At 66.0% G+C, this 21,242-nt stretch carries 16 protein-coding genes; 5 read left to right on the top strand and 11 right to left on the bottom strand.

Translation table 11 applies throughout. The annotated features are described in order from the left end of the window. Nucleotides 1-9: 9 nt before the first annotated feature. From HF684_RS06500 to HF684_RS06510, 3 genes are all read right to left on the bottom strand, one after another. Nucleotides 10-2,145 (bottom strand): iron ABC transporter permease, encoded by a 2,136-nt coding sequence (locus HF684_RS06500; protein WP_248279141.1) that lies wholly within the window; start codon nucleotides 2,143-2,145, stop codon nucleotides 10-12. A gap of 3 nt (nucleotides 2,146-2,148) precedes the next feature. Then, the gene (locus HF684_RS06505; protein WP_169251829.1) at nucleotides 2,149-3,192 is read right to left on the bottom strand and encodes an iron-siderophore ABC transporter substrate-binding protein; all 1,044 of its coding nucleotides are present in this window, start codon (nucleotides 3,190-3,192) and stop codon (nucleotides 2,149-2,151) included. An 86-nt stretch (nucleotides 3,193-3,278) separates the two neighbouring features. Then, on the bottom strand, nucleotides 3,279-4,103 hold the full coding sequence (locus HF684_RS06510; RefSeq protein ID WP_169251830.1) for an ABC transporter ATP-binding protein: 825 nt from the start codon (nucleotides 4,101-4,103) through the stop codon (nucleotides 3,279-3,281). A gap of 122 nt (nucleotides 4,104-4,225) precedes the next feature. On the opposite strand from HF684_RS06510, the gene HF684_RS06515 reads away from it, so the two are divergent. Genes HF684_RS06515 through HF684_RS06525 form a run of 3 tightly spaced genes read left to right on the top strand, consistent with a single transcriptional unit; the run spans nucleotide 4,226 to nucleotide 8,246 of the window. Continuing rightward, the gene (locus HF684_RS06515) at nucleotides 4,226-5,359 is read left to right on the top strand and encodes a metallophosphoesterase (RefSeq protein WP_169251831.1); all 1,134 of its coding nucleotides are present in this window, start codon (nucleotides 4,226-4,228) and stop codon (nucleotides 5,357-5,359) included. Further along, nucleotides 5,356-7,959 (top strand): AAA family ATPase, encoded by a 2,604-nt coding sequence (locus HF684_RS06520; protein WP_169251832.1) that lies wholly within the window; start codon nucleotides 5,356-5,358, stop codon nucleotides 7,957-7,959. Before HF684_RS06515 ends, HF684_RS06520 begins: the two co-directional genes overlap by 4 nt. Nucleotides 7,960-8,012: 53 nt before the next feature. Next, nucleotides 8,013-8,246: a hypothetical protein gene (locus HF684_RS06525; RefSeq protein ID WP_169251833.1), complete on the top strand. Its 234-nt coding sequence runs from the start codon at nucleotides 8,013-8,015 to the stop codon at nucleotides 8,244-8,246. Nucleotides 8,247-8,345: 99 nt separating this feature from the next. On the opposite strand, the gene HF684_RS06530 is transcribed toward HF684_RS06525, so the two are convergent. The 4 genes from HF684_RS06530 to HF684_RS06545 form a co-directional block, all read right to left on the bottom strand. Further along, nucleotides 8,346-10,064, bottom strand: a complete 1,719-nt coding sequence (locus tag HF684_RS06530; RefSeq protein ID WP_169251834.1) for an AMP-binding protein — start codon at nucleotides 10,062-10,064, stop codon at nucleotides 8,346-8,348. 85 nt (nucleotides 10,065-10,149) lie between these two features. Further along, nucleotides 10,150-11,355 (bottom strand): acyl-CoA dehydrogenase family protein, encoded by a 1,206-nt coding sequence (locus tag HF684_RS06535; protein ID WP_169251835.1) that lies wholly within the window; start codon nucleotides 11,353-11,355, stop codon nucleotides 10,150-10,152. An 83-nt stretch (nucleotides 11,356-11,438) separates the two neighbouring features. Continuing rightward, a complete protein-coding gene (locus HF684_RS06540) occupies nucleotides 11,439-12,233 on the bottom strand; it encodes an SDR family oxidoreductase (RefSeq protein ID WP_169251836.1) in 795 nt (264 codons plus the stop codon). Next, nucleotides 12,230-13,252: a phosphotransferase family protein gene (locus HF684_RS06545; protein WP_169251837.1), complete on the bottom strand. Its 1,023-nt coding sequence runs from the start codon at nucleotides 13,250-13,252 to the stop codon at nucleotides 12,230-12,232. Before HF684_RS06545 ends, HF684_RS06540 begins: the two co-directional genes overlap by 4 nt. 176 nt (nucleotides 13,253-13,428) lie before the next feature. Between HF684_RS06545 and HF684_RS06550 the strand changes: the two genes are divergently transcribed. Both HF684_RS06550 and HF684_RS06555 read left to right on the top strand, forming a co-directional pair. Further along, complete coding sequence (locus tag HF684_RS06550) at nucleotides 13,429-14,400, top strand: NADPH:quinone oxidoreductase family protein (protein WP_169251838.1); 972 nt, start codon at nucleotides 13,429-13,431, stop codon at nucleotides 14,398-14,400. A 227-nt stretch (nucleotides 14,401-14,627) separates the two neighbouring features. Then, entirely contained in the window at nucleotides 14,628-16,205 is a 1,578-nt protein-coding gene (locus HF684_RS06555) for a BCCT family transporter (protein WP_169251839.1), read from the top strand. A gap of 28 nt (nucleotides 16,206-16,233) precedes the next feature. On the opposite strand, the gene HF684_RS06560 is transcribed toward HF684_RS06555, so the two are convergent. The 4 genes from HF684_RS06560 to HF684_RS06575 all read right to left on the bottom strand — a co-directional run bounded on the left by HF684_RS06560 (nucleotide 16,234) and on the right by HF684_RS06575 (nucleotide 21,042). Continuing rightward, nucleotides 16,234-16,959, bottom strand: a complete 726-nt coding sequence (locus HF684_RS06560; RefSeq protein ID WP_169251840.1) for a DeoR/GlpR family DNA-binding transcription regulator — start codon at nucleotides 16,957-16,959, stop codon at nucleotides 16,234-16,236. A 68-nt stretch (nucleotides 16,960-17,027) separates the two neighbouring features. Continuing rightward, complete coding sequence (gene pdxA, locus HF684_RS06565) at nucleotides 17,028-18,074, bottom strand: 4-hydroxythreonine-4-phosphate dehydrogenase PdxA (RefSeq protein WP_169251841.1); 1,047 nt, start codon at nucleotides 18,072-18,074, stop codon at nucleotides 17,028-17,030. A gap of 65 nt (nucleotides 18,075-18,139) precedes the next feature. Then, nucleotides 18,140-19,549 (bottom strand): four-carbon acid sugar kinase family protein, encoded by a 1,410-nt coding sequence (locus HF684_RS06570; protein WP_248279142.1) that lies wholly within the window; start codon nucleotides 19,547-19,549, stop codon nucleotides 18,140-18,142. Beyond that, nucleotides 19,546-21,042 (bottom strand): SLC13 family permease, encoded by a 1,497-nt coding sequence (locus tag HF684_RS06575; protein WP_169251842.1) that lies wholly within the window; start codon nucleotides 21,040-21,042, stop codon nucleotides 19,546-19,548. Before HF684_RS06575 ends, HF684_RS06570 begins: the two co-directional genes overlap by 4 nt. Between the last annotated feature and the right edge of the window lie 200 nt (nucleotides 21,043-21,242).

Here is a 21,242-nt window from a genome sequence, read left to right on the forward strand (position 1 = left end):
ACACCGCGCTCACGCCCGCGAACGTGCCAGCAGATAGACGAAGTACGGGGCGCCGATGAGGGCGACGATGAGCCCGGCCGGTATCTGCGCTGGAGCGATGACCGTACGTCCCACGGCGTCGGCGACGACGAGGCCCACGGCCCCGAGCAGCATCGCCGTGGGCACGACCCGGATATGCCGAGCCCCGACCAGAGCACGTGCCGCATGCGGGGCGACGAGACCGATGAATCCGACGACGCCGACGGCCGATACGCTCACCGCTGCGAGCACGGCAGCGGTGATGAGCACCGCCAGTCGCACCGGTTCACGCGGAACTCCGACCAGTCGTGGGGTGTCATCATCGAGGGCGAGCAGGTCGAGTTCGCGCGTCCATACGACCGCCAGTGGTACGGCGACGAGCAGAGCGAGGGCGACCGGTGCGATATCGGCCCACGTCCGTCCGTACGTCGACCCGGAGAGCCAGGTAAACAGCGCCGGAGTGTCCCAGGGATTCGCTCGGACGAGGAACAGTGTGGTCAGAGCCGTGAATCCGAACCACAGGCCGATGCCGATGAGGACGAGACGATCCGTATTCATCCCGCCCCGCCACGACAGCCCGTAGACGATGGCGAAGGCGACCAGGGCGCCGACGATGCCGACTGCGGAGACGAGACCGACCCCGGCGCCGGGGATGAGGGTGACGACGATGACGGCTCCCAGTCCGGCTCCACCGGTGATGCCGAGCAGGCCGGGCTCTGCCAGAGGGTTGCGTGCACTGGCTTGGACGAGGGTGCCGGAGAGTCCGAGCGCAGCACCGGCCGCCAGGGCAGCCGCGACCCGTGGCGCCCGGGAATCGAAGGCGAAGCCGATGACGGGTGCCGCCCGATCCTGGAACCACAGCAGCATATCGCCGAGGAGGTAGAACCGTTCCCCGGTGAGCAGCCCGATCACGGCGACGGCGACGAGAACGACAGTGCCGGTGACGATGACGAGGCCGGCCCGTCGGGGACCGACCACCGTCGAATTCGCCGCCGAGGTGGTCGCCGCCTTTGATGTCGTGCGCATCGACCGCGCCAGCAGAACGAGGACGAGCGCCCCGAGCACGGTCGTCGTCACACCCGACGGCAGGGTGATCGCTTCGGTGGCGCCGACGACGGCGCGCAGCAGGGCATCGGCGACGATGACGATGATCGCGCCGATGAGACCGGCGGCCGGAAAGAGCACGGCATGACGGCCGAGGCCCGGTACCACGCGGGCCAGCAGCCTGGCGATGACCGGAGCGCAGAGACCGACGAAGCCGATCGGCCCGGCCAGAGTCACCGCAGTGGCGGTGAGCATGACGGCCAGCAGGATCCCGATGGCCCGAGTCGACCTGACCGGAACTCCGAGCACCGAGGCGGCATCATCACCGAGACCGAGCAGATCCAGCCGCCTCGACAGCAGAATCGCGGCGGCGGCGATGACAGCGATGACCGGAATGCTGCGCAGGGCCGCAGTGCCGTCGAGCTGGTTGAGCGTGCCCGACCCCCAGGAGAAGAGACTCGTCGTCTCTTCGGCGAAGAGGATGAGCAGAGTCGACGTCCCCGCCTGCAGCGCCATCGCCGTGGCCGTGCCCGCCAGCACGAGCCGAGTCGTCGAGGCGCCTGCGCCTCCAGCCAAGCCGAGGACCAGGGCTGCGGCGAGCAGACCGCCGAGGAAGGCGACCCCGCCCGAGGCCCAGAGCGGAATCGCAATGCCGAAGGCAGTGACCACGGTGACGGCGAAGTATGCACCGCCGGTGACCGCCAGCGTGTCCGGCGACGCCAAAGGGTTGCGTGCCAGCGACTGGAACAGGGCGCCGGCAACGCCCAAGGCGATGCCGACGAGGATGCCCGCTCCCACACGCGGCAGCCGGGATCCCAGCAGGATGTCGCGGGCACTGGGACCATCCTCGGCGTGGGAGAACGTACCGGTCACTGCCGTGAACAGCTCTCGGGCACCGATCCCCGAGGTCCCCTGCGTGATATGCCATGCGGAGGCGATGAGGAGGACGGCGACGAGTCCGAGGAGAGCGGCGACGGTCGACAGGACGCCGACGAGGCCGCGACCGCGGACGGGAACCTCGGTCGGTTCCGGTGCCGCGGTCGTCTGCTGGGAGGCGCTCGGGCGGGTCAGGGGAGAGGCCACGGTCTACTTGGTCAGTGCGTCGACGTATGCGTCGAGGGCCTGTTCGGATGACCTGGGTCCGCCGAAGGTCCAGATCCCTGCGGGGAAGGCCGTGGTGCGGTCGTCCTTGACGGCGGGGATGTTCGCCCAGATGTCGTTCTTCTTCAGCAGCTCCACATAGTCCTCGGACTCGGGGTCCTCGGTTCCGGTGTAGAAGAAGTTCGCGTCACCGACCTTCGAGATGCCTTCGATGTCGGTCTGGCCGAGTCCGTATGCGGGGTCGACCTCACCGATCCACGCGTTCTTCAGACCCAGCTCCTCGCCGAGCTCGCCGATGAGCGATCCCTGACCGAAGGGGCGCAGCGCCACATTCGAACCATTGACCCAGCCGTCGAAGTAGACGAATTCGGTGGTCGCCGGGTCCGCCTCGGCGATGGCCTTCTTCGATTCGTCGAGCTTCGCATCGAAGTCGCCCAGCACGGTTTCGGCGCGTTCGGTGCGACCGGTCGCCTCGGCGACGGTGGTGAACGTGTCCTTCATGTACGTGACGGGATCCTTGCCGTCGGCGCCGGCCATCGCCATCACGGGGATTCCCTGGTCCTCGAGCTGACCGACGATCTTGTCCTTGCGGTTCGTCGTTTCGATGATGACGAGATCCGGATCGGCCGACAGGATCGACTCGACATTGGGTTCCTGGCGCGTGCCGACGTCGGTGGTGGAGTCGGGCAGCTTCTCTGCTGTGTCCCAGGTGGTGAAGCCCTTCGCGTCCGCGACGGCGGCGGGGTCGACGCAGAGGGAGAGGAGATCCTCGGTGTACTGCCATTCGAGCGAGACGACATTCGCCGCCGGCTTGTCCAGTGTGATCTCGTGACCGGTGTCGTCGGTGATTGTGACCGGATCCGCCGAGGTGGTGCTCGAGTCGTCCGCGCATGAGGCCGAGGTCTGTGACGTCGCATCGGCGGGAGCATCGGTGTCGGTCGTCCCGCACCCGGTCAGGGCGAGTGCGCAGACCGCCGTCGCCGATGCGAAGGCGGCGAACGAGGTGCGCGACAGAGGAGTTGTGGTCATGGTCTTCTTTCTGTGGGCCGATCAGCGATCGGGTCTGGGGTGGTGCGATATCGGAGTGTGAACGTCAGATGGTGCGGTGGGGGTGCTCAGATGGCTGCGGCCGGGCGGCGGGTCCGTCGGTGGAGAGCCTCGACCCGGACCAATCCGGTGTCGGCATCGATGCGTGTCGCGATGGGCAGTCCGTAGACTTCGCTGAGCGTCTCGGCGGTGAAGACGTCCTCGCAGGTGCCGACCGAGCGGATGCGGCCCTGCTCGAGCAGGACCACGTGGTCAGCGACGGTGGCGGCATGGTCGAGGTCATGGAGGACGACGCCGACGGCGATGTCGTGGTCATCGGCGAGTTCGCGCATGAGGTCGAGGATCTCTGCCTGGTAGCGCAGGTCCAGATGGTTCGTCGGTTCGTCGAGCAGCAGCACACCGGTGTCCTGAGCCAAGCAGGTCGCCAGCCATACGCGTTGGAGTTCGCCGCCGGAGAGCTGGTCGACCGGGCGGTCGGCCATCGTCATGGTGCCGGTGAGCACGAGAGCGCGATCGATGGCAGCGCGATCGGCGTCGGTGAGCCCGGCGAAGCGCTTGCGGTGCGGGTGGCGGCCGAAGGTGACGATCTCACGGACGCTCAGTCCCGACGGGTGCGGGCGTGACTGGGACAGCAGGGTGACGAACCGGGCGAATTCTCTGGCCGTGAGAGTGCTTGCCGGAGTGTCGGCATCAGCCTCGGTGATGACGACATCGCCCGAGGCGATCGGGTGCAGCCGGGCCAGCGACCGCAGGACGGTCGACTTGCCCGACCCGTTGGGTCCGAGTAGGGCGGTCACCCGTCCCGGGACGATCGTCAGGCTCACGTCGTGGACGACCTCGGTGCGGTCGTAGCCCAGGTTGAGGCCGGTGGCAGTCAGTGCAATCGCGTTCACAAATGCTTAGCCTAACCTAAGTTCCGATCTGAGGGCATATATGTGATGCAGATCACTCACGTCAGTGGCTGCCGATAGGGTGAACCCGCGACCGTAAGATGGGACCGATCGAGGAGGAGCAGATGAGATTCATCGCCACGGGGGACTGGCAGCTGGGTATGACCGCGCACTACCTCAGTGAAGAGGCGCGCCCGAGATTCCACCGTGCCCGCCTCGACGCCGTCGCCCGCATCGGTGCGCTCGCCGCCGAGACGGACGCGGAGTTCGTCCTCGTCTGCGGAGACGTGTTCGAAACGAACCAGCTCGACCGAGCCATCATCGCCCGCACCTTCGAAGTCCTCAACGCGTTCACGGTCCCTGTCGTTTTGCTTCCCGGCAATCACGACCCCTTGGACGCCGCATCGATCTACGACTCTCAGGCCTTCTCCTCGCAAGTGCCCTCCCATGTGCACGTCCTGCGCAGCAGCGATCCGTTCACCGTCGTCCCCGGGGTCGACATCGTCGGAGCCCCCTGGTTCTCCAAACATCCCCAGGGGGATCTCGTCGCCGCAGCGACGAATGACCTCGCCGAGGTGGCCGACCGTGGCATCCGCATCATCGCCGGCCACGGAGCCGTGAGCGTCCTCGACCCCGACCGGGAATCGCTGGCCACCATCGACACCGACCATCTGCAGTCTCTGCTCCGTGAGGATCGCGCCCAGTTCGTCGCGCTCGGTGACCGGCACGCGACCTTCGAAGTCGCCGACCGCATCTGGTACCCGGGAGCACCAGAGGTGACCTCCCGACGTGAGACCGATCCGGGCAATGTGCTCGTCGTCGACATCGACGCCGATACCCACCGGGCCGAGGTCGACAAGGTCCACGTGGGCACGTGGGCCTTCACCGTCATCGAAGCCGACCTCAACTCCGCCGAGGATGTCACCGAGCTCGAAGAGCGGATGAACGCCGTTCCGGACAAGGACCGCACGGCGGTGTGGCTGGTCCTGCGCGGCACTCTGCCGACGGCGGCGAAAGCCCGCCTCGATGAACAGCTCGACCACTTCGCCGACCTGTTCGCACTCGTCTCCCTCTGGGAGCGGCACATGGACCTGGCTGTCGTCGCTGCCGACGACGACTTCGCCGATCTCGGACTGAGCGGATACCTGCAGGAGGCCCTCGACGAGCTCTCCGCGCGAGCCACAGCAGACGACGACTCAGCAGTTACGGCCCAAGACGCACTCGGTCTGCTCTACCGATTCGCCAGGAGCGGCTCATGAGACTCCATTCCATCCGCCTCATCGACTACCGCGCCATCACCGACGCCACCGTCGACTTCAGCTCCGGAGTGACGATCGTCGAAGGTCCGAACGAGGTCGGGAAGTCCTCGATCCATCAGGCCATCACCCAGCTGCGCGAGGACAAGGACAGCTCTCGCAAGGCCAGTGTCAAAGACACTCAACCGGTCGGCTCCGACGTCGGCCCGCAGGTCGAACTGCACCTGAGCACCGGGGACTACGAACTCCGCTACAGCAAACGCTGGATCAAACAGCCCTTCACCGAGCTGAGCATCCTCGCACCCGTGCCCGAACAACTCAGCGGCACCGAAGCACATGAGAGGTTCTTGGCGATCCTCGACGAGACCGTCGACGTCGACCTGCTCGACGCCCTCGACGTCGCGCAGGGCCACAGCCTCGACCAGGCGTCCTTGGCCGAGATCAAGGCTCTGCACGGAGCTCTGGGCGAGACCGGGGAAGAGCTGGCCGACCACGATGTCTTCCTCGAGAGGGTCGAATCCGAATATCTGAGGTATTTCACGGCCAAAGGGAAGGAGACAGGTGAGCTGCGCAGACTCACCGAGGAAATCCCCGGTTCCGAAGCACAGTATCGCGAGCTGAAGGCTCGCAGTGCCGACATGGACGCGCTGGTCGACCGGCATGCTCGAGCAACCGAACGGTTGACGAACGGGCGCTCTCAGCTGGAATCGGCCGTGACCGAACGCGAAGACGCCGAACAGGCTGTGCAGTCCGTGTCCGGGCTCAAGACCGAACTCGATCGAGCTCTCGAACGCGCAGGCGTCGCACAGAGAGAACGCCAGCGTGCCGAGGAGGCGCGAGACCGTCGCCGGGCACTCATCACCGAGGTGACTGATGCTGAACGGGCGGTCAAGACTGCCGACGACGCGTTCGAGAAGGTCACGACCGCACAGCAGGAAGAGGACTCGTCTCTCGCTGAAGCGCAGAAGAGCCTCGAGGCCAAACAGGCCGCACTTGTCAGCGCTCAGGAGGAGGCGAAGACCGCAGCCGCCGATCTCAATCGGACCCGCGCTCGCAGTCAGGTCGACGCTCTGCGGAAGAGGCTGACCGACATCCGCGAGCAGGAGCGCAGAGCTGCCGAAGCGAGAGCGACGATCGGGTCGATCACTGTGACCGCGAAAGACGTGGAGAAACTCGCAGGACTGTTCACCGAGCTGCGCATTGCGCAGAACGCGAAGACCTCAGCTGCCGCCCAGATCATCGCCCATCGCCTCGGCGACACCACAGTGAGCATCGACGGAACCGATGTGCCGAAGGACGTGGCCGAGGAATTCGCCGTCACCACGGACCTGCAGATCCATATCGACTCCGTTGTCGACATCACCGTTCGCCCTGGACAGTCTCCGGCCGAACTCGACCGGGCACTCGAATCCGCACAGTCCCGTCTCGATGCCGAACTCGGCCGCCTCGGCGTGACCACCCTCGACGAAGCACGCGAACGCAGCGAAGTGCGCACCGACGCCGAGGCTGTGTTGGCCGAGGCCACATCGACTCTGCGCGTGCTCATCGGAGACGACGACCGCGACGGACTCGATGCGGCCCTCACCCGAGCCGAACACGTGGCGGGAGACTCGGCTGACACGAGCGAGCCGGCAACGTCGATCGACGATCTCGAGGACAGGGTCGAATCGACGACGGCAGCAGTCGACGACGCGACTGCTCAGGTCGAGACGGTCAGGACTGCACTCGACCGCATCCGTGCCGACCGGGATGAGGCACGTGTGGCGGCCGTGCGTGCGCAGTCGACGCGTGAGCAGGCCGCGACGACGCTGCAGAACCTCAGCACCCGGCTCAGCACGGACAGGGAAGCGAACTCCGATGAGTCACTCGACGAAGCCCTGACTGCCGCTGCGGAGACGCTGACGCAATTGGAAGACGAGGCCGCGGCCGCACGCTCGAAGTACGAGGCCGCCGACCCCGAGACCCTGGAGATGCGACTGCAGAACGCTCGCCAGCTCGTCGAGAGCAAGCAGAAGCAGCAGGAGAAGGACCGGCAAGAGGTCGACCAGCTCTCGGCACTCATCGACGATCGTGCCGCCGAAGGCATCTACGACAAGCTCAAAGCCGCAGAGCAATCCTTGGCATCTCTGCGTGCGCGGCTCTCGCGTCTGCAGCGACAGGCGAATGCGATCCGACTGCTGCGCGAGACCGTGCTCACCCATAAGGAAGAGGCTCAGCGGAGGTACGTCGCCCCGTTCAAGGAGGCGATCGAGAAGCTGGGGAGAGTGATCTTCGGGCAGGGGCTGTCGGTGGAGATCTCCGAGAATCTCGAAATCGTCTCTCGCACGCTCCACGGGCGCACCGTCGCCTTCGAGGCGCTCTCGGGCGGGACGAAGGAACAGCTGGCGCTCATCGGCCGCCTCGCCGTGGCCACGCTCGTCGATGGGGAATCCGGTGCCCCGGTCATCCTCGACGATGCCTTCGGTTTCTCCGATGAGCAGCGTCTGGCTGCGCTCAACGTCATCCTCGGCAATGTCGGGCGCAAGTCCCAGGTCATCCTGCTCACCTGTCAGCCCGACCGCTTCGCCTCCATCGGCGGTGCCGAAACCGTCAGCCTGAGCTGAACCTCAGCGTCCCGCCTCGGCGTCGTTAAGGCACCATGCAGTAGCCTGAGGTGATGAGCGAGAAGACGTATGCCGATGAAGTCATCGTCCGCTGCTCCGGTGGCGGGTACTACCGCACGCGCTGGATTCCGCTGGTCTCATTCAAATCGATCCGCTTCGGTGCCTACCGCTTCCAGCGCTGTCCGGTCCATGGCCGGTGGGAACTGGCAAGCATCGTTGAGGAAGCCGACCAGACTCCGGAAATCGTCAGCGAAGCAGACAACTACCCGGCATCACGCGTCCCCTGAACGACACCGACGCGACCCGAATGATCGAGTTGCGGACGATCCGTGTCGAATTCTGCTGAAAATCCGGTACGAATCGTCCGCAACTCGAGGCGGCTGCCTTCAGTCGGCGGGACCCGCCGCTGCTCGGGCCGCCTGGGCGGCTTCGACGGCATCGGCGCGGATGGTCCGCCGCAGGATCTTACCGGAACTCGTCTTCGGCAGCTGATCGAGGAACGTCACCCGGTGCGGAGCCTTGTAGGAGGCGAGCCTCTGCCGGCAGAAGGCGATGATCTCCTCTGCGGTCGCCTCGCCGCCGGGCTGCAGCGTGACGAAGGCCGCCACATCCTCTCCCCGGTAGTCATCGGGGATGCCCACGACAGCGGCTTCCTGCACTGCCGGGTGTGTGTAGAGCACATCCTCGACCTCACGCGGCCACACTTTGAAGCCCGAGGCATTGATCATGTCCTTCTTCCGGTCGACGATGAACAGCCACCCGTCCTCATTCATGAACCCGACATCGCCGGTGTGCAGCTCGCCGTTCGGGATCTGCTCGGCCGTGGCCTGCGGGTTGTTGAGGTAGCTGGAGACCACCTGAGGTCCGGAGATCGCAACTTCCCCGACGTCCCCGGGCCCCACCGGCTGACCGTCATCATCGAGGATGCGGATCATCACGTCCGCCTGCGGCAGACCGCAGGCAAGGTTCCCGCTGTCCGGGTCGACCGGGGCCTGGAATCCGTGCGGCACGGTGGCGACCTGAGCGCAGGTCTCCGACAGGCCGTAACCCTGACCGACATAGATCTCGGCACGTTGTTCGAACTTATTCACCAGCCCCTCGGGCAGCGGTGCACCGCCGGACATGAGCGATTTGAAGGAAGCGAACTTCTCGGCGCTGAAATCAGGGTGGGCCATCATCGCTGTGTAGATCGTGGCCGGGCCCGCCATGTATGCAGGCTTCTCCCGTTCGCACAGGGCGATGAGCGAACCGGGCTCGAAACGGTAGTTGAGGATGAGACGGGCGCCGCCGGCGACAGCAGCAAGGAATTGGCAGATGAAACCGGTGATGTGGAACAGCGGCGCCAGTGAGACGTAGCCGTCACCGGGGCCCAGTATCGGGTTGCGCAGGCAGTAGCGCGAATTGCTCGAGATGTTCGCATGTGTGGCTGCCGCTCCCTTCGACCGTCCCGAGGTGCCGGACGTGTAGGCGATGAGCCCGAGGTCCGAAGGGGCGGGGGAGTGCGGGGTGAAGTCGGTATCGAGATTGCTCTGCACCGCGTCTGCGAATGCAAAACGTCCCTCGGCCGGCGGCAGCTCATCGAACCGCGGAAGCGAGTCGAACATTGCGTAGATCGCTTCGGGGCCGTCCGTCTGGAAGCTTCGGTCGTCGCTGAGCACGACGAGTGGCACGTCTGCCGTATAGTCCTTGACCCGATCGAGGTAGGCGGCCTGAGAGACGATGAGTCCCTTGACTTCGGAGTCGGAGAAGATGTGCTCGAGCTCGCCGCGGTACATGGGGTTGAGAGGGACGACGGTGCCTCCGGCCTTCCAGATCCCGTAGGTGGAGATCGCGAACGCGGGGGTGTTCTGGTCATAGATTCCGACTCTGTCGCCGGGCTTGATGCCGTGGGCAGAGAGGAAGGCGGCGAATGCCGTCGACCACCGGTCGAACTCTGCCCAGGTCAGGGTGAATCCGTAGTAGGTGATGCCTTCCTCGTCGCCGCGGGCTTCGACCGTGGCGGCCAGATCGGCCAAGGGCGTCGATTCCGGCAGCACATAGGGCTCCTGAGCGATATCGCCCAAAGTGGTGATCCATGGTCGGTCGTCGAACCAACTGTTCGTCATTGAACATCCTTTCGCAGGTGGTACCGGGCTCGCACACCATGCCGCGGGCCCGGCGGGGTCTCACTGCAGCGCGGAAGAGCCGATCTCAGCCGCGGTATTTCTTGATCTCATTGCGGGCGATGGAGCGTTTGTGCACTTCGTCCGGTCCATCCGCCAGACGCAGGGTGCGCATATGCGCCCACATGCGGGCCAGGGGGAAGTCCTCGGTGACTCCGCCGCCGCCGTGGACCTGAACGGCCCTGTCGATGACCTTCAGCGCCATCGTCGGTGCGACGACCTTGATCTCCGCGATCTCGTTCTTCGCGACCTTGTTGCCGTACTTGTCCATCTTGTCCGCGGCGTGCAGGGTCAGCAATCGAGCCTGATCGATTTCGATCCGGGATTCGGCGATCCAGTCCTGGATGTTCGCCCGGTTCGACAGCTTCTCACCGAAGGTCACCCGGGATTCGGCGCGTCTGACCATGAGTTCGAGCGCACGTTCGGCGGCTCCGATGGCACGCATGCAGTGGTGGATGCGGCCCGGACCCAGGCGCGCCTGACTGATGGCGAAGCCTTCGCCCTCACCCTTGAGGATGTCTTTGAGAGGCACGTGCACATTCTCGAAGACGATCTCGGCATGGCCTTCCCGGTCGGCGTAGCCGTACACGGGCAGGTTGCGCACGACCGTGACTCCGGGGGCGTCGATCGGCACGACGAGCATCGACTGCTGGCGGTGCACCTCGGCGGTGGGGTCGGTCTTGCCCATGACGATGAGCACCCGACAATTCGGGTGCATTCCGTTCGACGCAAACCATTTGCGGCCATTGAGCACGAACCCGTCGTCGGTGCGTTCCATGCTCATCTCGACGTTCGTCGCATCGGAGCTGGCCACAGTCGGCTCAGTCATCGCGAAGGCCGATGCGATCTCACCCTCGAGCAGGGGCCCCAGGTACTTCTCCTTGTGCTCATCGGTGCCGAAGACCGTGAAGACCTCCATGTTTCCGGTATCCGGTGCATTGCAGTTGATCGCTTCGGGAGCGATCTCCAGGCTGCGTCCGGTGATCTCGGCCAGCGGAGCGTACTCGAGGTTCGTCAGGCCGGGTCCCCATTCCGGGTGCGGATGGAAGAGGTTCCACAGGCCCTGCCTCTTCGCTTCGACCTTGAGGTCCTCGAGGATCTGCGGTTGCGAGTGAGGGCTGGCCGCCGCGGCCATCTGCTCGGCATAGACCGGCTCGGCCGGGTAGACGAATTCGTCCATGAACGCGTTCAGACGCTGCTGATACTCACGTCCGCGTTCGCTGATTTCCAACACGGGGGCTCCTTGCTTCTCGATGGGTCTCACATTGCTGAGAGGTCTGGTCTCAGACGGGTCTCACTCGGTGGTCAGTCTCGGTGTCACTGTTCGCTGAGTCGGGCCTGGTAACGGGACATTCCCCGCAGCCAGCGGTCGTAGTCGCTGCCTTTCATCCGGTACATGTCGAGGACGTCGGGATGCGGGAGGATGAGGAACTGCTCGTTTTCGACCGCGTCGAGGACGATGACGGCCACCTCGGCGGGCTCCAGGACGGTCCCGGCCGAGGTTACGGCCTTCTGGGCGGTTCCTCCGCCGGATCCGGCATCGTCAAGCAGATTCGTGTTCACACCCATCGGGCAGATCGCCGAGGCACGGATCCCGTCATCGCGATAGGTCATGGCCAGCCATTCCGCGAATCCGACCGAGGCGTGCTTGGTCACCGAGTAGGCGGCCGAACCGATCTGTGTGAGCAGACCCGCCGCCGAGGCGGTCGCCACGAAATATCCGGATCCGGCCTCCTGCCAGCGGGGGACCAGGGCCTGCGCGGCGCGGATATGAGCACGCATGTTGATGTCGATGATCGCATCCCAGTCCGCATCGGTCTCCCCGAGCATCGCCGGACCGATGATCCCGGCATTGGCGAAGTACAGATCGATCCCGCCGAGGCGGTCGTCGGAGAATTCGATGAGCGCGGCGATCCCCTCAACCGTAGACACGTCCCCTGTCCATGCGTATGCCGAGGGGCCGAGTTCGGCGGCGGTGCCGCCGGCTGTGGGGGAGAGGTCGGCGAGGACGACTGTCGCCCCGCGTGCGATGAGCTCGGCGGACATTGCGGCACCGATTCCGCCTGCGGCCCCGGTGACCACTGCGCGCTTGCCGGCCAGAGGCGAGGTCATGATCTCTCCAGGAGGTCGAGTGCTTGGCGAGCGAGGTCTTCGACACCGGCTCCGGCCTCGTCCGGGTCGAGATCGAGGTCACCCATCTTTCCTGTCGCCAGCCGTGTGTAGACGCCTTCACGGATGCAGGCGAGCTTCCACATCGCAAACGCCGAGTAGTAGCCGACATCGTGGACTTCGTGACCGCTGACTTCCTGGTAGCGGTCGATGAGTTCGTCTGTGGTCGGGAAGCCGTCATCGGTTCGGGGCACCCAGATGCTGGTGTACTGCTCGGGCACAGTGAGCATGGCGACGAAATAGCCGAGGTCGGTGAGCACCTCACCGATGGCTGTCAGCTCCCAGTCGACGACGGCGTTGACCGCGCCGGAAGGACCGAAGATCAGATTGTTCGGTTTGAAGTCCCCGTGCGCGATTCCCACGGGCGAGCCCACCGGGTCGGGCATGGCCTCGCGGAGGACGTCATGGACCTCATGGATGATCGGGGTCTCGCGCATCGCGATCTTCTCGACCTGCCCGATCCAGCGGCGCAGCTGTCGGTCGATCAGTCCGCCCGGCCGGCGCAGGTCGGACAAACCGACAGCATCGACGTCGACGGAATGGATCGCCGCCAGGGCGTCGACCATGCCGAAGGCGCAGTCGCGGCGATTCTCAGCAGGGATGGACTCCCACTCGGAGGGAGTGTTGATCGGGAACCCGGGGCAGTGATCCATGAACACGAAGGGCACGTCGAGGACCTCCGAGTCATCGACGATGTCGAGGACGGTCGGCACCGGAACGCTGCTGTCGTCGAGAGCAGCCATGATCCGGCCTTCGCGGGCGACGTTGTGAGCACTGCCGCCTTCGTGGCCGAGGGGCGGGCGTCGCAGCACCCACCGCGGACTGCTGTCGACGAGGATGGTGAACGTGAGATTCGAGCGACCGACCGACATCACTTCGACCTCGAATTCGCTGACCCCGAATCTCTGCTCGATCCATCGGCCGATGCTGTCCACATCGAACCCTGCCGGTGATTGTGTCATCCTTGACCTTCCCGAGTGAACAATCGTTCAGTAGAGTTCACAGTATTCATCCCGGGCGGGGGAGTCAAGCCGTGAAAGTGATCACGGTCATAGCCGCGCGGTGTGATAGACGTGAGAAGACCGCCGCCACCGGAGCCGGGGCGTTCCGCGTGGGCCACAACGTTAGCGAGGAAACTATGAAAGCCATTCGCGTCACCGCTCTGACCGGGCCCGATGATGTGGAGCATCTCGATGTGGAGCGTCCGGTTCCGGGGCCGGGCCAAGTGCTCATCAAGGTCGCCTACGCCGGAGTGACCTTCCCCGAGCTGCTGCAGACGCGCGGGATGTATCAGGTCAAGCATGACCTGCCATTCACCTTGGGTTCCGAAGCGTCCGGAACTGTCGCCGAGGCGGGGCCGGGCTCCCGGTTCGCCGTCGGTGATCGGGTCGCGGCGATCACGGGCTCGGGCACTTTCGCCGAGTACCTTGTGGCCGCCGACGAGGCCACCGTGAAGGTGCCGGACACGGTCTCTCTGGCCGATGCCGCAGGTATGCCGATGAACGTGCTCACCGCTGACTTCGCGCTGCGTGTGCGCGCCGATGCCCGGCCGGGCCAGAGTCTTCTCGTCCACGGTGCTGCGGGAGGCCTCGGGTCGGCCACGGTGCAGCTGGGCTCGGCGATGGGCCTCGACGTCGTCGCCGTCGTCTCGACCGAAGCGAAGGCCGACGCGGTTCGTGAGATCGGCGCGAGGCATGTCGTCTTCGCCGACGGCTTCAAAGACGCGACGAAGGAGATCTTCCCGGGCGGCGTCGACATCGTCTTCGACCCTGTCGGCGGCGACCGCTTCACCGATTCGACGCGAGTGCTCGCACCCTTCGGCCGGCTGCTCGTCCTCGGCTTCACCGCCGGCGAGATTCCCTCGATCAAGGTCAACCGCCTGCTGCTGAAGAACATCTCCGTCGATGGTGTCGCGTGGGGCGCGGCGACTGTCGGTCATCCGTCTCTCATCGACGAACAGTGGCAGGCCGTGGCCGAGTATGTGTCCGCCGGGCATCTCAATCCGCGCATCCATGCGAGGTATCCGCTGGCGCAGGCGGCAGCAGCGATCAGGGAACTCGAATCCCGCTCCGTGATCGGCAAGGTGCTGCTCGAGGTCGACGGGGAGTGAGACCGGCGACGACCGCGCTCAACCGGGAACGGCGCGGATGTCCCAGGGCAGACCACCGAGGCGGGTGAGTCGTCCCACAATCGAGCGGAAATCCCTCGGCCGCCGGACCGTTTCGGTGCTCCGCCCCCTAGACTGGGCCGCTGCGATTCCAGACGGAACGAGCATCGATACCCAACAGCCCCGCAGCCGACGGCAGAGTCAGCGGGGCACGGAAGGCAGCGCCACCCATGAGCCAGACCAGCACCCGCACGGTCTCCGCCGATCAGGCGGCTGAGACGCCTCCTGCGACAGACGACCCCGGCCATATCGGCCCCCGCCGCCTCGACCGGCCCGTGGCCGGGGCGAGCGTGGGGATCCTCGCGAGCTTCGTCGCCCTCGCTCTCATCGTCCCTGATCGGATGTCGGGCTGGGTGGGGGCCGGGTTCGCCGCCTGTGCCGAGATCTTCGGGATGTACTGGCAGATCCTGCTGCTGGCCACATTCCTCATCGCGCTCGTCCTCGTCTTCACTCCCTGGGCGAAGGCCAGATTGGGCAACCAGGCGCGACCGGACTTCAACCGCTTCTCCTGGATCGCGATGATCATGATGACCCTGCTCGCGGCAGGGGGAGTGTTCTGGGCGGCCGCCGAACCGATGTACCACTACACCTCGAGACCACCGTATTTCTCCGACGGCGGCGGAGTCGACGCAGTGGCTGCAGCATTGGCCACAAGCTTCATCGACTGGGGCTTCCTCGCCTGGGCGATTCTCGGCTCGCTGGGTGCCATCGTCATGATGCGCGCTGCCGAGAAAGGCATGCCGCTTCGCCCCCGCAGCCTTCTGTATCCGATCATGGGCAGGCGTGCGGCCACCGGACCGATCGCTGCGATCGTCGACGTCGTGTGCGTGATCTCAGTCGCGGCAGGCACCATCGGCCCGGTCGGCTTCCTCGGCCTCCAGGTCTCCTACGGTCTCAATTCGCTGTTCGGGATCCCCGACGTCTATCCCGTCCAGCTCCTCGTCATCGCGACGCTCACCGCGGTCGCCGGAGTCAGTGTCTTCTCCGGAGTCAACCGCGGCATCCGATTCCTCAGCTCCGCGAACGTGTGGTTGGCGCTGGGCCTCATGGCCGCGGTGCTCGTGCTCGGATCGGCGTGGTTCGTCGTCAAGAGCTTCTTCGACGGATTCGCCCTCTACGTCACCGACTTCTTCAGCATGACCCTCTACCGCGGAGACACCGAGTGGCTGTCCGGGTGGACCGTCTTCTTCTTCGGCTGGTTCCTCGGCTATGCGCCGCTGATGGCGATCTTCGTCGCCCGGATCTCCAAGGGCCGCACGGTCCGCGATCTGCTCATCAGCACGACGGTGCTGCCTCCCGTGGCCACGACCTTCTGGTTCACAGTGCTCGGCGGCACAGGCATCTTCCTTGAGCAGAAGTCGGACGGGGCGATCTCGGAGCCGCTCATGGAGGGCGGACTGCCCGCGGCGGTCATGGCGATCAGCGGTCACCTGCCGCTGTCGCTGGTCATCAGCCTCGGCTTCCTCGTCCTGACGATGACCTTCGTCGCCACGACCACGGACTCGATGTCGTTTGCGATGTCCCAGTCGTGCATGACCTCCGGGGAACCCTCTCCGAGGCTGCGCGCCACCTGGGCTCTGCTCATCGGCATCACAGCCGCCGTGCTCATCAGCCTCGGCGACGGGGGAGTGGAGGCTCTGCAGTCGGCGATCGTCATCACCGCTGTGCCAGTGGGCTTCGTGATGCTGCCGGCGCTGGTCGCCGCTCCCGTCTACGTCCGGCAGATGGCGCGCGAACAGAAGGTGTGAGAACGGTCGGATCGGCGGCTGCGAGCCGTCAGCCCTGCGCGTGCTCCCCGTGTTCGTCGATCCACGTCCAACCGGGCGGCAGCGGTGCCCAGGCGGCGACCTCGCGGCCTGCCTTCGAGCTGTCGGCGAGGACGATGACAGCGCCGGCGCGCTCGGCGATGAGCTCCTTCGTCCGGGCCTCGTCGAGGCTCGGTTCGCCGAGCCCCTGAGCGGTGTCGACGGCATCAGCGCCGAGGAACGCGATGTCGACATGGATGCGGGCCAGTGCATGGTCCGACAGCGCCCCGGTCGTTCCGTGAGACAGGGTCGAGACCTCACCGCCGATCATGATGACAGTGGGTCCGGCAGGATGGGCAAGGGTCAGTGCGATCTCGAGGCCGCGGGTGACCACGGTGAGCTCGCTGCGGTCCCTGATCCTCTCGGCCAGACGCACAGCCGTCGATCCGGCATCGAGGAAGACGGTGCGCACTCGCGCATCGTCGAGGCGTGCGAGAGCGCGGGCGGCGATGGCGTCCTTCGCTTCGGCCTGCTGTTCCATCCGTTCACCCAGCGGCGGTTCGACGTACCCTGCGGCAGCGGCTCCGCCGATGGTGCGGATGATCTCACCGTCTGCGGCCATATCGCGCAGGTCGCGGCGGATCGTCGATTCCGAGGTCTCGAGGGCCCCGGCCAGGCGGGGGATGCTCCACGATCCGGTCTTGAGCAGGCCGAGAATGGCTTCGCGGCGCCGCTGGGTCCCTGATCGGATCGCCATCTGTCTTCCTCTCCTCGGTCACGGAGCCGACCGCGGCTCAGTCGCCGCGGTCGGTCATATGACTCAGCCTACTTCGGCAGGTACTCCGCGCGGATGCCGTCGACGAACGGCGCGTAACCGATCGCCGCCCGGTAGGCCGAGCGCATGGTGCCCGCATCGGCGATGCCCTGACCAGCGATGTCGAAGGCCGTGCCGTGATCGACGGAGGTGCGCAGGATGGGCAGGCCCACAGTGACCGAGATCGTCCCATCGAAGTCGAAGGTCTTCGACGCGATGTGTCCCTGGTCGTGGTACTGCGAGAGGATGCCGTCGAAGCGGCCGGTCAGCCCCTGATGGAAGACGGAATCGGCCGGGATCGGTCCGGCGACTTCGAAGGCGCCACCGGCATTGACCTTCTCGACGGCCGGACGGAGGATCTCGATCTCCTCGTCGCCGAAGGCGCCGTTCTCACCACCGTGCGGGTTGAGCGCGGCGACGGCCAGCCTCGGCGAGGCGACGCCGTAGAGCTGCAGGGCACGATGGGCGCGTTCGATCGAGTCGATCTGGGTCTCGACGGTGAGGGCGTCGATGGCCTTGCGCAGGGACATGTGGCGGGTGGCAAAGAAGATCTGGAGTTTGTGGTCGGGGACTTTGGTGTTCTCCACGACGAACATCGTGTCCTGCTTCGTCACTCCGGTCAGCTCACCGAGCATCTCGGTGTGCCCGAGGTGCTGCGATCCGGACTTCCACACGGCTTCCTTGTTGATGGGGCCGGTGACGATGCCGGCGACCTGCTGATCCATGGCCGCCTGGGTGGCGATCTCGATCGCGGCCACCGAAGCCCTGCCGGCGCGAGCGTCGACGACGCCCCACTCGGGAAGGTCATCGCCGAGCACGCCGATGTCGAAGATGTCGATGACACCTTCGCCGGCCGACGGGGTCGACCAGTCGGAGATGGCGCGCAGCTCGACATCGAGTCCGAGGACGTCGACGGCACGTCTCATCACGGCCAGATCCGCGACGGCGATTCCGTGCTGATCGTCTCTGCCCGCGAACTCCGCGAGCACGGTGGCGGTGATCTCCGGTCCGATTCCGACGGGATCGCCCACGGTCACGGCGAGTGCTGGTGCTGTCATTGCTGTCTCCTCAGATGGTTCGGATTTTGGCGGCGGGTGGGGGTGCATGGTTCGTCGTGCACGATTCAGTCTCGTCTGACGCGGGCGGTGGTCGACAGGAATTCGAGACATTCGACGGCAGTGGCGGCGTTGCCGATGAGACCGCCCTTGGTGACGATCGGCAGTCCGTCGGCGCGCCCGCCGACGAGGCGGCCTCCCACGGCCAGGGGCACGATCTCCTTGTCGATTTCCATCCCCATTGCGCCGAGCTCGCGCATCACCGTGGCGGTGACGTCTCCGCCGGTCGTGTAGAGGCCGGAGATCGGGATGGTGGAGATGACCGTTGAGGCGATCAGTGCCAATCGCCGTGTCGTCTGCTCGGATTCGGCATCGGTGAGTTCGCGCAGATCGCTGGACTCGAGGACGGTGGCGATGACGATCGCCCGCGCCGAGGCGGCCTGATCGATGAGGCCCAGTGTGGCCTCGACATCGGGCAGGCCCGCGTCGTCCACGGGTGCACGGAGGACCGTGACCGTGGGGTCCTCGGCCACGGCCGCGAGCTGAGAGCGGGTGACCTCGGTGGCCGAGCCCGAGATGCCGAGCAGGATGCCATCGGCACGAGCAGGCAGCCGTGACTGGGCCAGGGCGAGGCTGCCGGGCCCGGGATCGATGGTCACCCAGTCCAACAGCTCACCGTCGGCCAGACCTGCGCGGTTGCGGATCTCCGGACTGGCCGCTTCGGCGAGGTCGTGGCTGATCTCAGCGATGACGGAACCGACGAGCTCGATATGGTCGGTGGTCAGGGCATCGGCGATGAGCACGTCGGCCCCTTCCCCGATGGCGTCGAGCACGGCGGTGGCCACGGCCTCACGGCCGGCCAGGACGGTCGCGATAGCGATGACGTGACAGTCGAGATCCGTGCCGGCGGCGAGGATCTCCTCGATGACGGAGGTGTGCATGGGGGAGCGGACATCGTAGGCGAGCTCGGTGTGTTCGAGCAGGCGACCGCCCAGCAGCTGCCGCCCCTGCACGGTGGTTCTGCCGGCGGCAGGGAAGGCCGGCACGCACAGTCCCAGGACGCGGCACTGCGGACCGTCGGGCGCGGTCAGTGCACGCCTGCGCGCCGAGATGGCGGCGGCTGCAGCCGGCCCGACGTTGCCGCGCAGAGTGGTGTCGATGCGGCAGGCCACGAGGTCGACGGCACCGGCGGACTCGATGAGTTCTGAGTAGACCGTGCCGGCCTGCTGCGGCGGCAGGTGGCGGGAGTCGGTGTTGACGACGACCGCATCGAAGTCATCGAGCAGACCTCCGAGATCGACGCCACCGGCCGGGCTGGTGTCGGTGACGGTGATCGTTCGCAGCCCCGCCTCGGCGAACAGGGCCCCGCAGGCGTTGCCGCCGGTGAGGTCGTCGGCGACGATGAGGATGCGCGGGCTCGCCTGCGCCGAGGGGGAAGCTGCCGTCGTGCCGGGATCCGGCATGTGGGAGGTGCTCATACGATCAAGTCGAGCACGAACAGCAGCGGAAGGGAACAGATCCACACGGCAGTGGTGATTCCCGACCAGCCCTTGATGGCGTTGATGCCGTCGAGTCCGGCGAATCGGGTGACGACCCAGAAGTAGGAGTCGTTGAAGTAGGAGAAGACCATCGAACCGGCGGTGCAGGCCATGACGGCCACGAGCGGATCGAGTCCCAGCGGGGCGATGAGCGGAGCCGTCACCGAGGCAGCGGTGATCATCGCGACCGTACCCGATCCCTGAGCCAGGCGGACGAAGGAGGCGATGAGGAACGGGACGAGAAGCGCGGGCAGGCTGATCGAGGCGATCGCCTCGGCGAGGGCGTCACCGACACCCGATTCGCGCAGGACCAGTCCGAAGCTGCCGCCGGCGCCGGTGATGAGGAGGATGAGACCGGCCGAGGCGGCACCGTCGGCCAGCCAGCTCTGCACCTGATTGCGTGGGGTCACACGGGGCAGCAGCGTGTAGACGGCGAGGATGAGGCCGATGATCAGGGCGACGACCGGGTTGCCGAAGAATGCCAGCGGAGCGACCCAGGCGGAGGGTTCGTACGCGTCGCCGGCGAGCTCTCCCTGTGCGCTCTTGTCGATTGCGGTGCCGACCGTGTTGGCCACGATGAGCAGCAACGGGACGATGAGCGGCAGGAAGCCGAGGAAGGCGCCGGGCTTCTTGACAGGGCCAGCGGACCGGTCGGCGCCGGCCGCGTCCTCCGACGTCGCGGAGTCGGTGGAGCTGTCGCCGGAGTGCTCATGGTCGCCCGTGAGGGTGGACACCCTGGATGATCCTTCGTCGGTGCCCTCCGCCGAGGCGGCCGAGACCTCGGAATAGACGTCGTGCCTGACCTTGCTGTTGAGCACGGGTTCGAGCTTCGGCCCGATCCAGCGCGCGTAGACGACGACCACGGGCAGGAGGATGACGGTGAAGACGATGCCGGCGAGGATGACCGATCCGATGTCGGCACCGAGGATGCCGGTGGCAGCCAAAGGGCCCGGCGTCGGCGGCACCATGTGATGAGTCAGGGTCATACCGCAGCCCAGAGCCAGCGCGAGGGTGACGTAGCCGCCCTTCTTCACGCGGGCGATCGAACGAGCCAGCGGATTCATGATCACGTAGCCGGAGTCGCAGAAGACGGGGATGGACACGAGCGAGCCGACGGTTCCCATCGCCCACGGCTCACGGCCCTTGCCGAAGGCACGGAGGAAGGCGCGGGCGAGGGAGTCGGCGGCTCCGGAGACTTCGAGGATCTTGCCGATGCCGACGCCGAGGCCGATGACGATGCCGATGCTGGCCAGGGTGTCGCCGAAGCCGGTGGTGATCGAGTCGATGATCGAGAGCAGATCCTGACCGGCGACGATGCCGGTGACGACGGCCGCCAGAAGCAGGGCGATGAAGGCGTCGAGTCGGGTTGCGAGCACGATGACGACGATCGTCACGATGCCGGCGGCCAACGCCAGTATGAGTTGCAGGTCCATGGGGTCCTCCGCGGTGAGGCCGGCTCGCAGGCGAGCCAGGGTGTGTGGTTCTCATTGACTTCGACACGACCTGCGATGCCCGAGGGCAGTCGACGATCAGAAGCGAAGTTGAACAGTATGAGCAAGTATGAGTCATAACTGCACGTTGATGCAATGTTTGCGGAGGTGCGTTCCTCCCGCGGGGAGGGTGCGTGAATGCG

This window comes from Brevibacterium sp. 'Marine', from assembly GCF_012844365.1.
GTDB lineage: Bacteria > Actinomycetota > Actinomycetes > Actinomycetales > Brevibacteriaceae > Brevibacterium.

Bases quoted from the DNA above. Each gene is read 5' to 3' on its own strand.
- HF684_RS06505 (WP_169251829.1), bottom strand. From the start codon at position 3,192: ATGACCACAACTCCTCTGTCGCGCACCTCGTTCGCCGCCTTCGCATCG.
- HF684_RS06515 (WP_169251831.1), top strand. From the start codon at position 4,226: ATGAGATTCATCGCCACGGGGGACTGGCAGCTGGGTATGACCGCGCAC.
- HF684_RS06520 (WP_169251832.1), top strand. From the start codon at position 5,356: ATGAGACTCCATTCCATCCGCCTCATCGACTACCGCGCCATCACCGAC.
- HF684_RS06525 (WP_169251833.1), top strand. From the start codon at position 8,013: ATGAGCGAGAAGACGTATGCCGATGAAGTCATCGTCCGCTGCTCCGGT.
- HF684_RS06530 (WP_169251834.1), bottom strand. From the start codon at position 10,064: ATGACGAACAGTTGGTTCGACGACCGACCATGGATCACCACTTTGGGC.
- HF684_RS06540 (WP_169251836.1), bottom strand. From the start codon at position 12,233: ATGACCTCGCCTCTGGCCGGCAAGCGCGCAGTGGTCACCGGGGCCGCA.
- HF684_RS06545 (WP_169251837.1), bottom strand. From the start codon at position 13,252: ATGACACAATCACCGGCAGGGTTCGATGTGGACAGCATCGGCCGATGG.
- HF684_RS06550 (WP_169251838.1), top strand. From the start codon at position 13,429: ATGAAAGCCATTCGCGTCACCGCTCTGACCGGGCCCGATGATGTGGAG.
- HF684_RS06555 (WP_169251839.1), top strand. From the start codon at position 14,628: ATGAGCCAGACCAGCACCCGCACGGTCTCCGCCGATCAGGCGGCTGAG.
- HF684_RS06560 (WP_169251840.1), bottom strand. From the start codon at position 16,959: ATGGCGATCCGATCAGGGACCCAGCGGCGCCGCGAAGCCATTCTCGGC.
- pdxA (WP_169251841.1), bottom strand. From the start codon at position 18,074: ATGACAGCACCAGCACTCGCCGTGACCGTGGGCGATCCCGTCGGAATC.
- HF684_RS06570 (WP_248279142.1), bottom strand. From the start codon at position 19,549: ATGAGCACCTCCCACATGCCGGATCCCGGCACGACGGCAGCTTCCCCC.
- HF684_RS06575 (WP_169251842.1), bottom strand. From the start codon at position 21,042: ATGGACCTGCAACTCATACTGGCGTTGGCCGCCGGCATCGTGACGATC.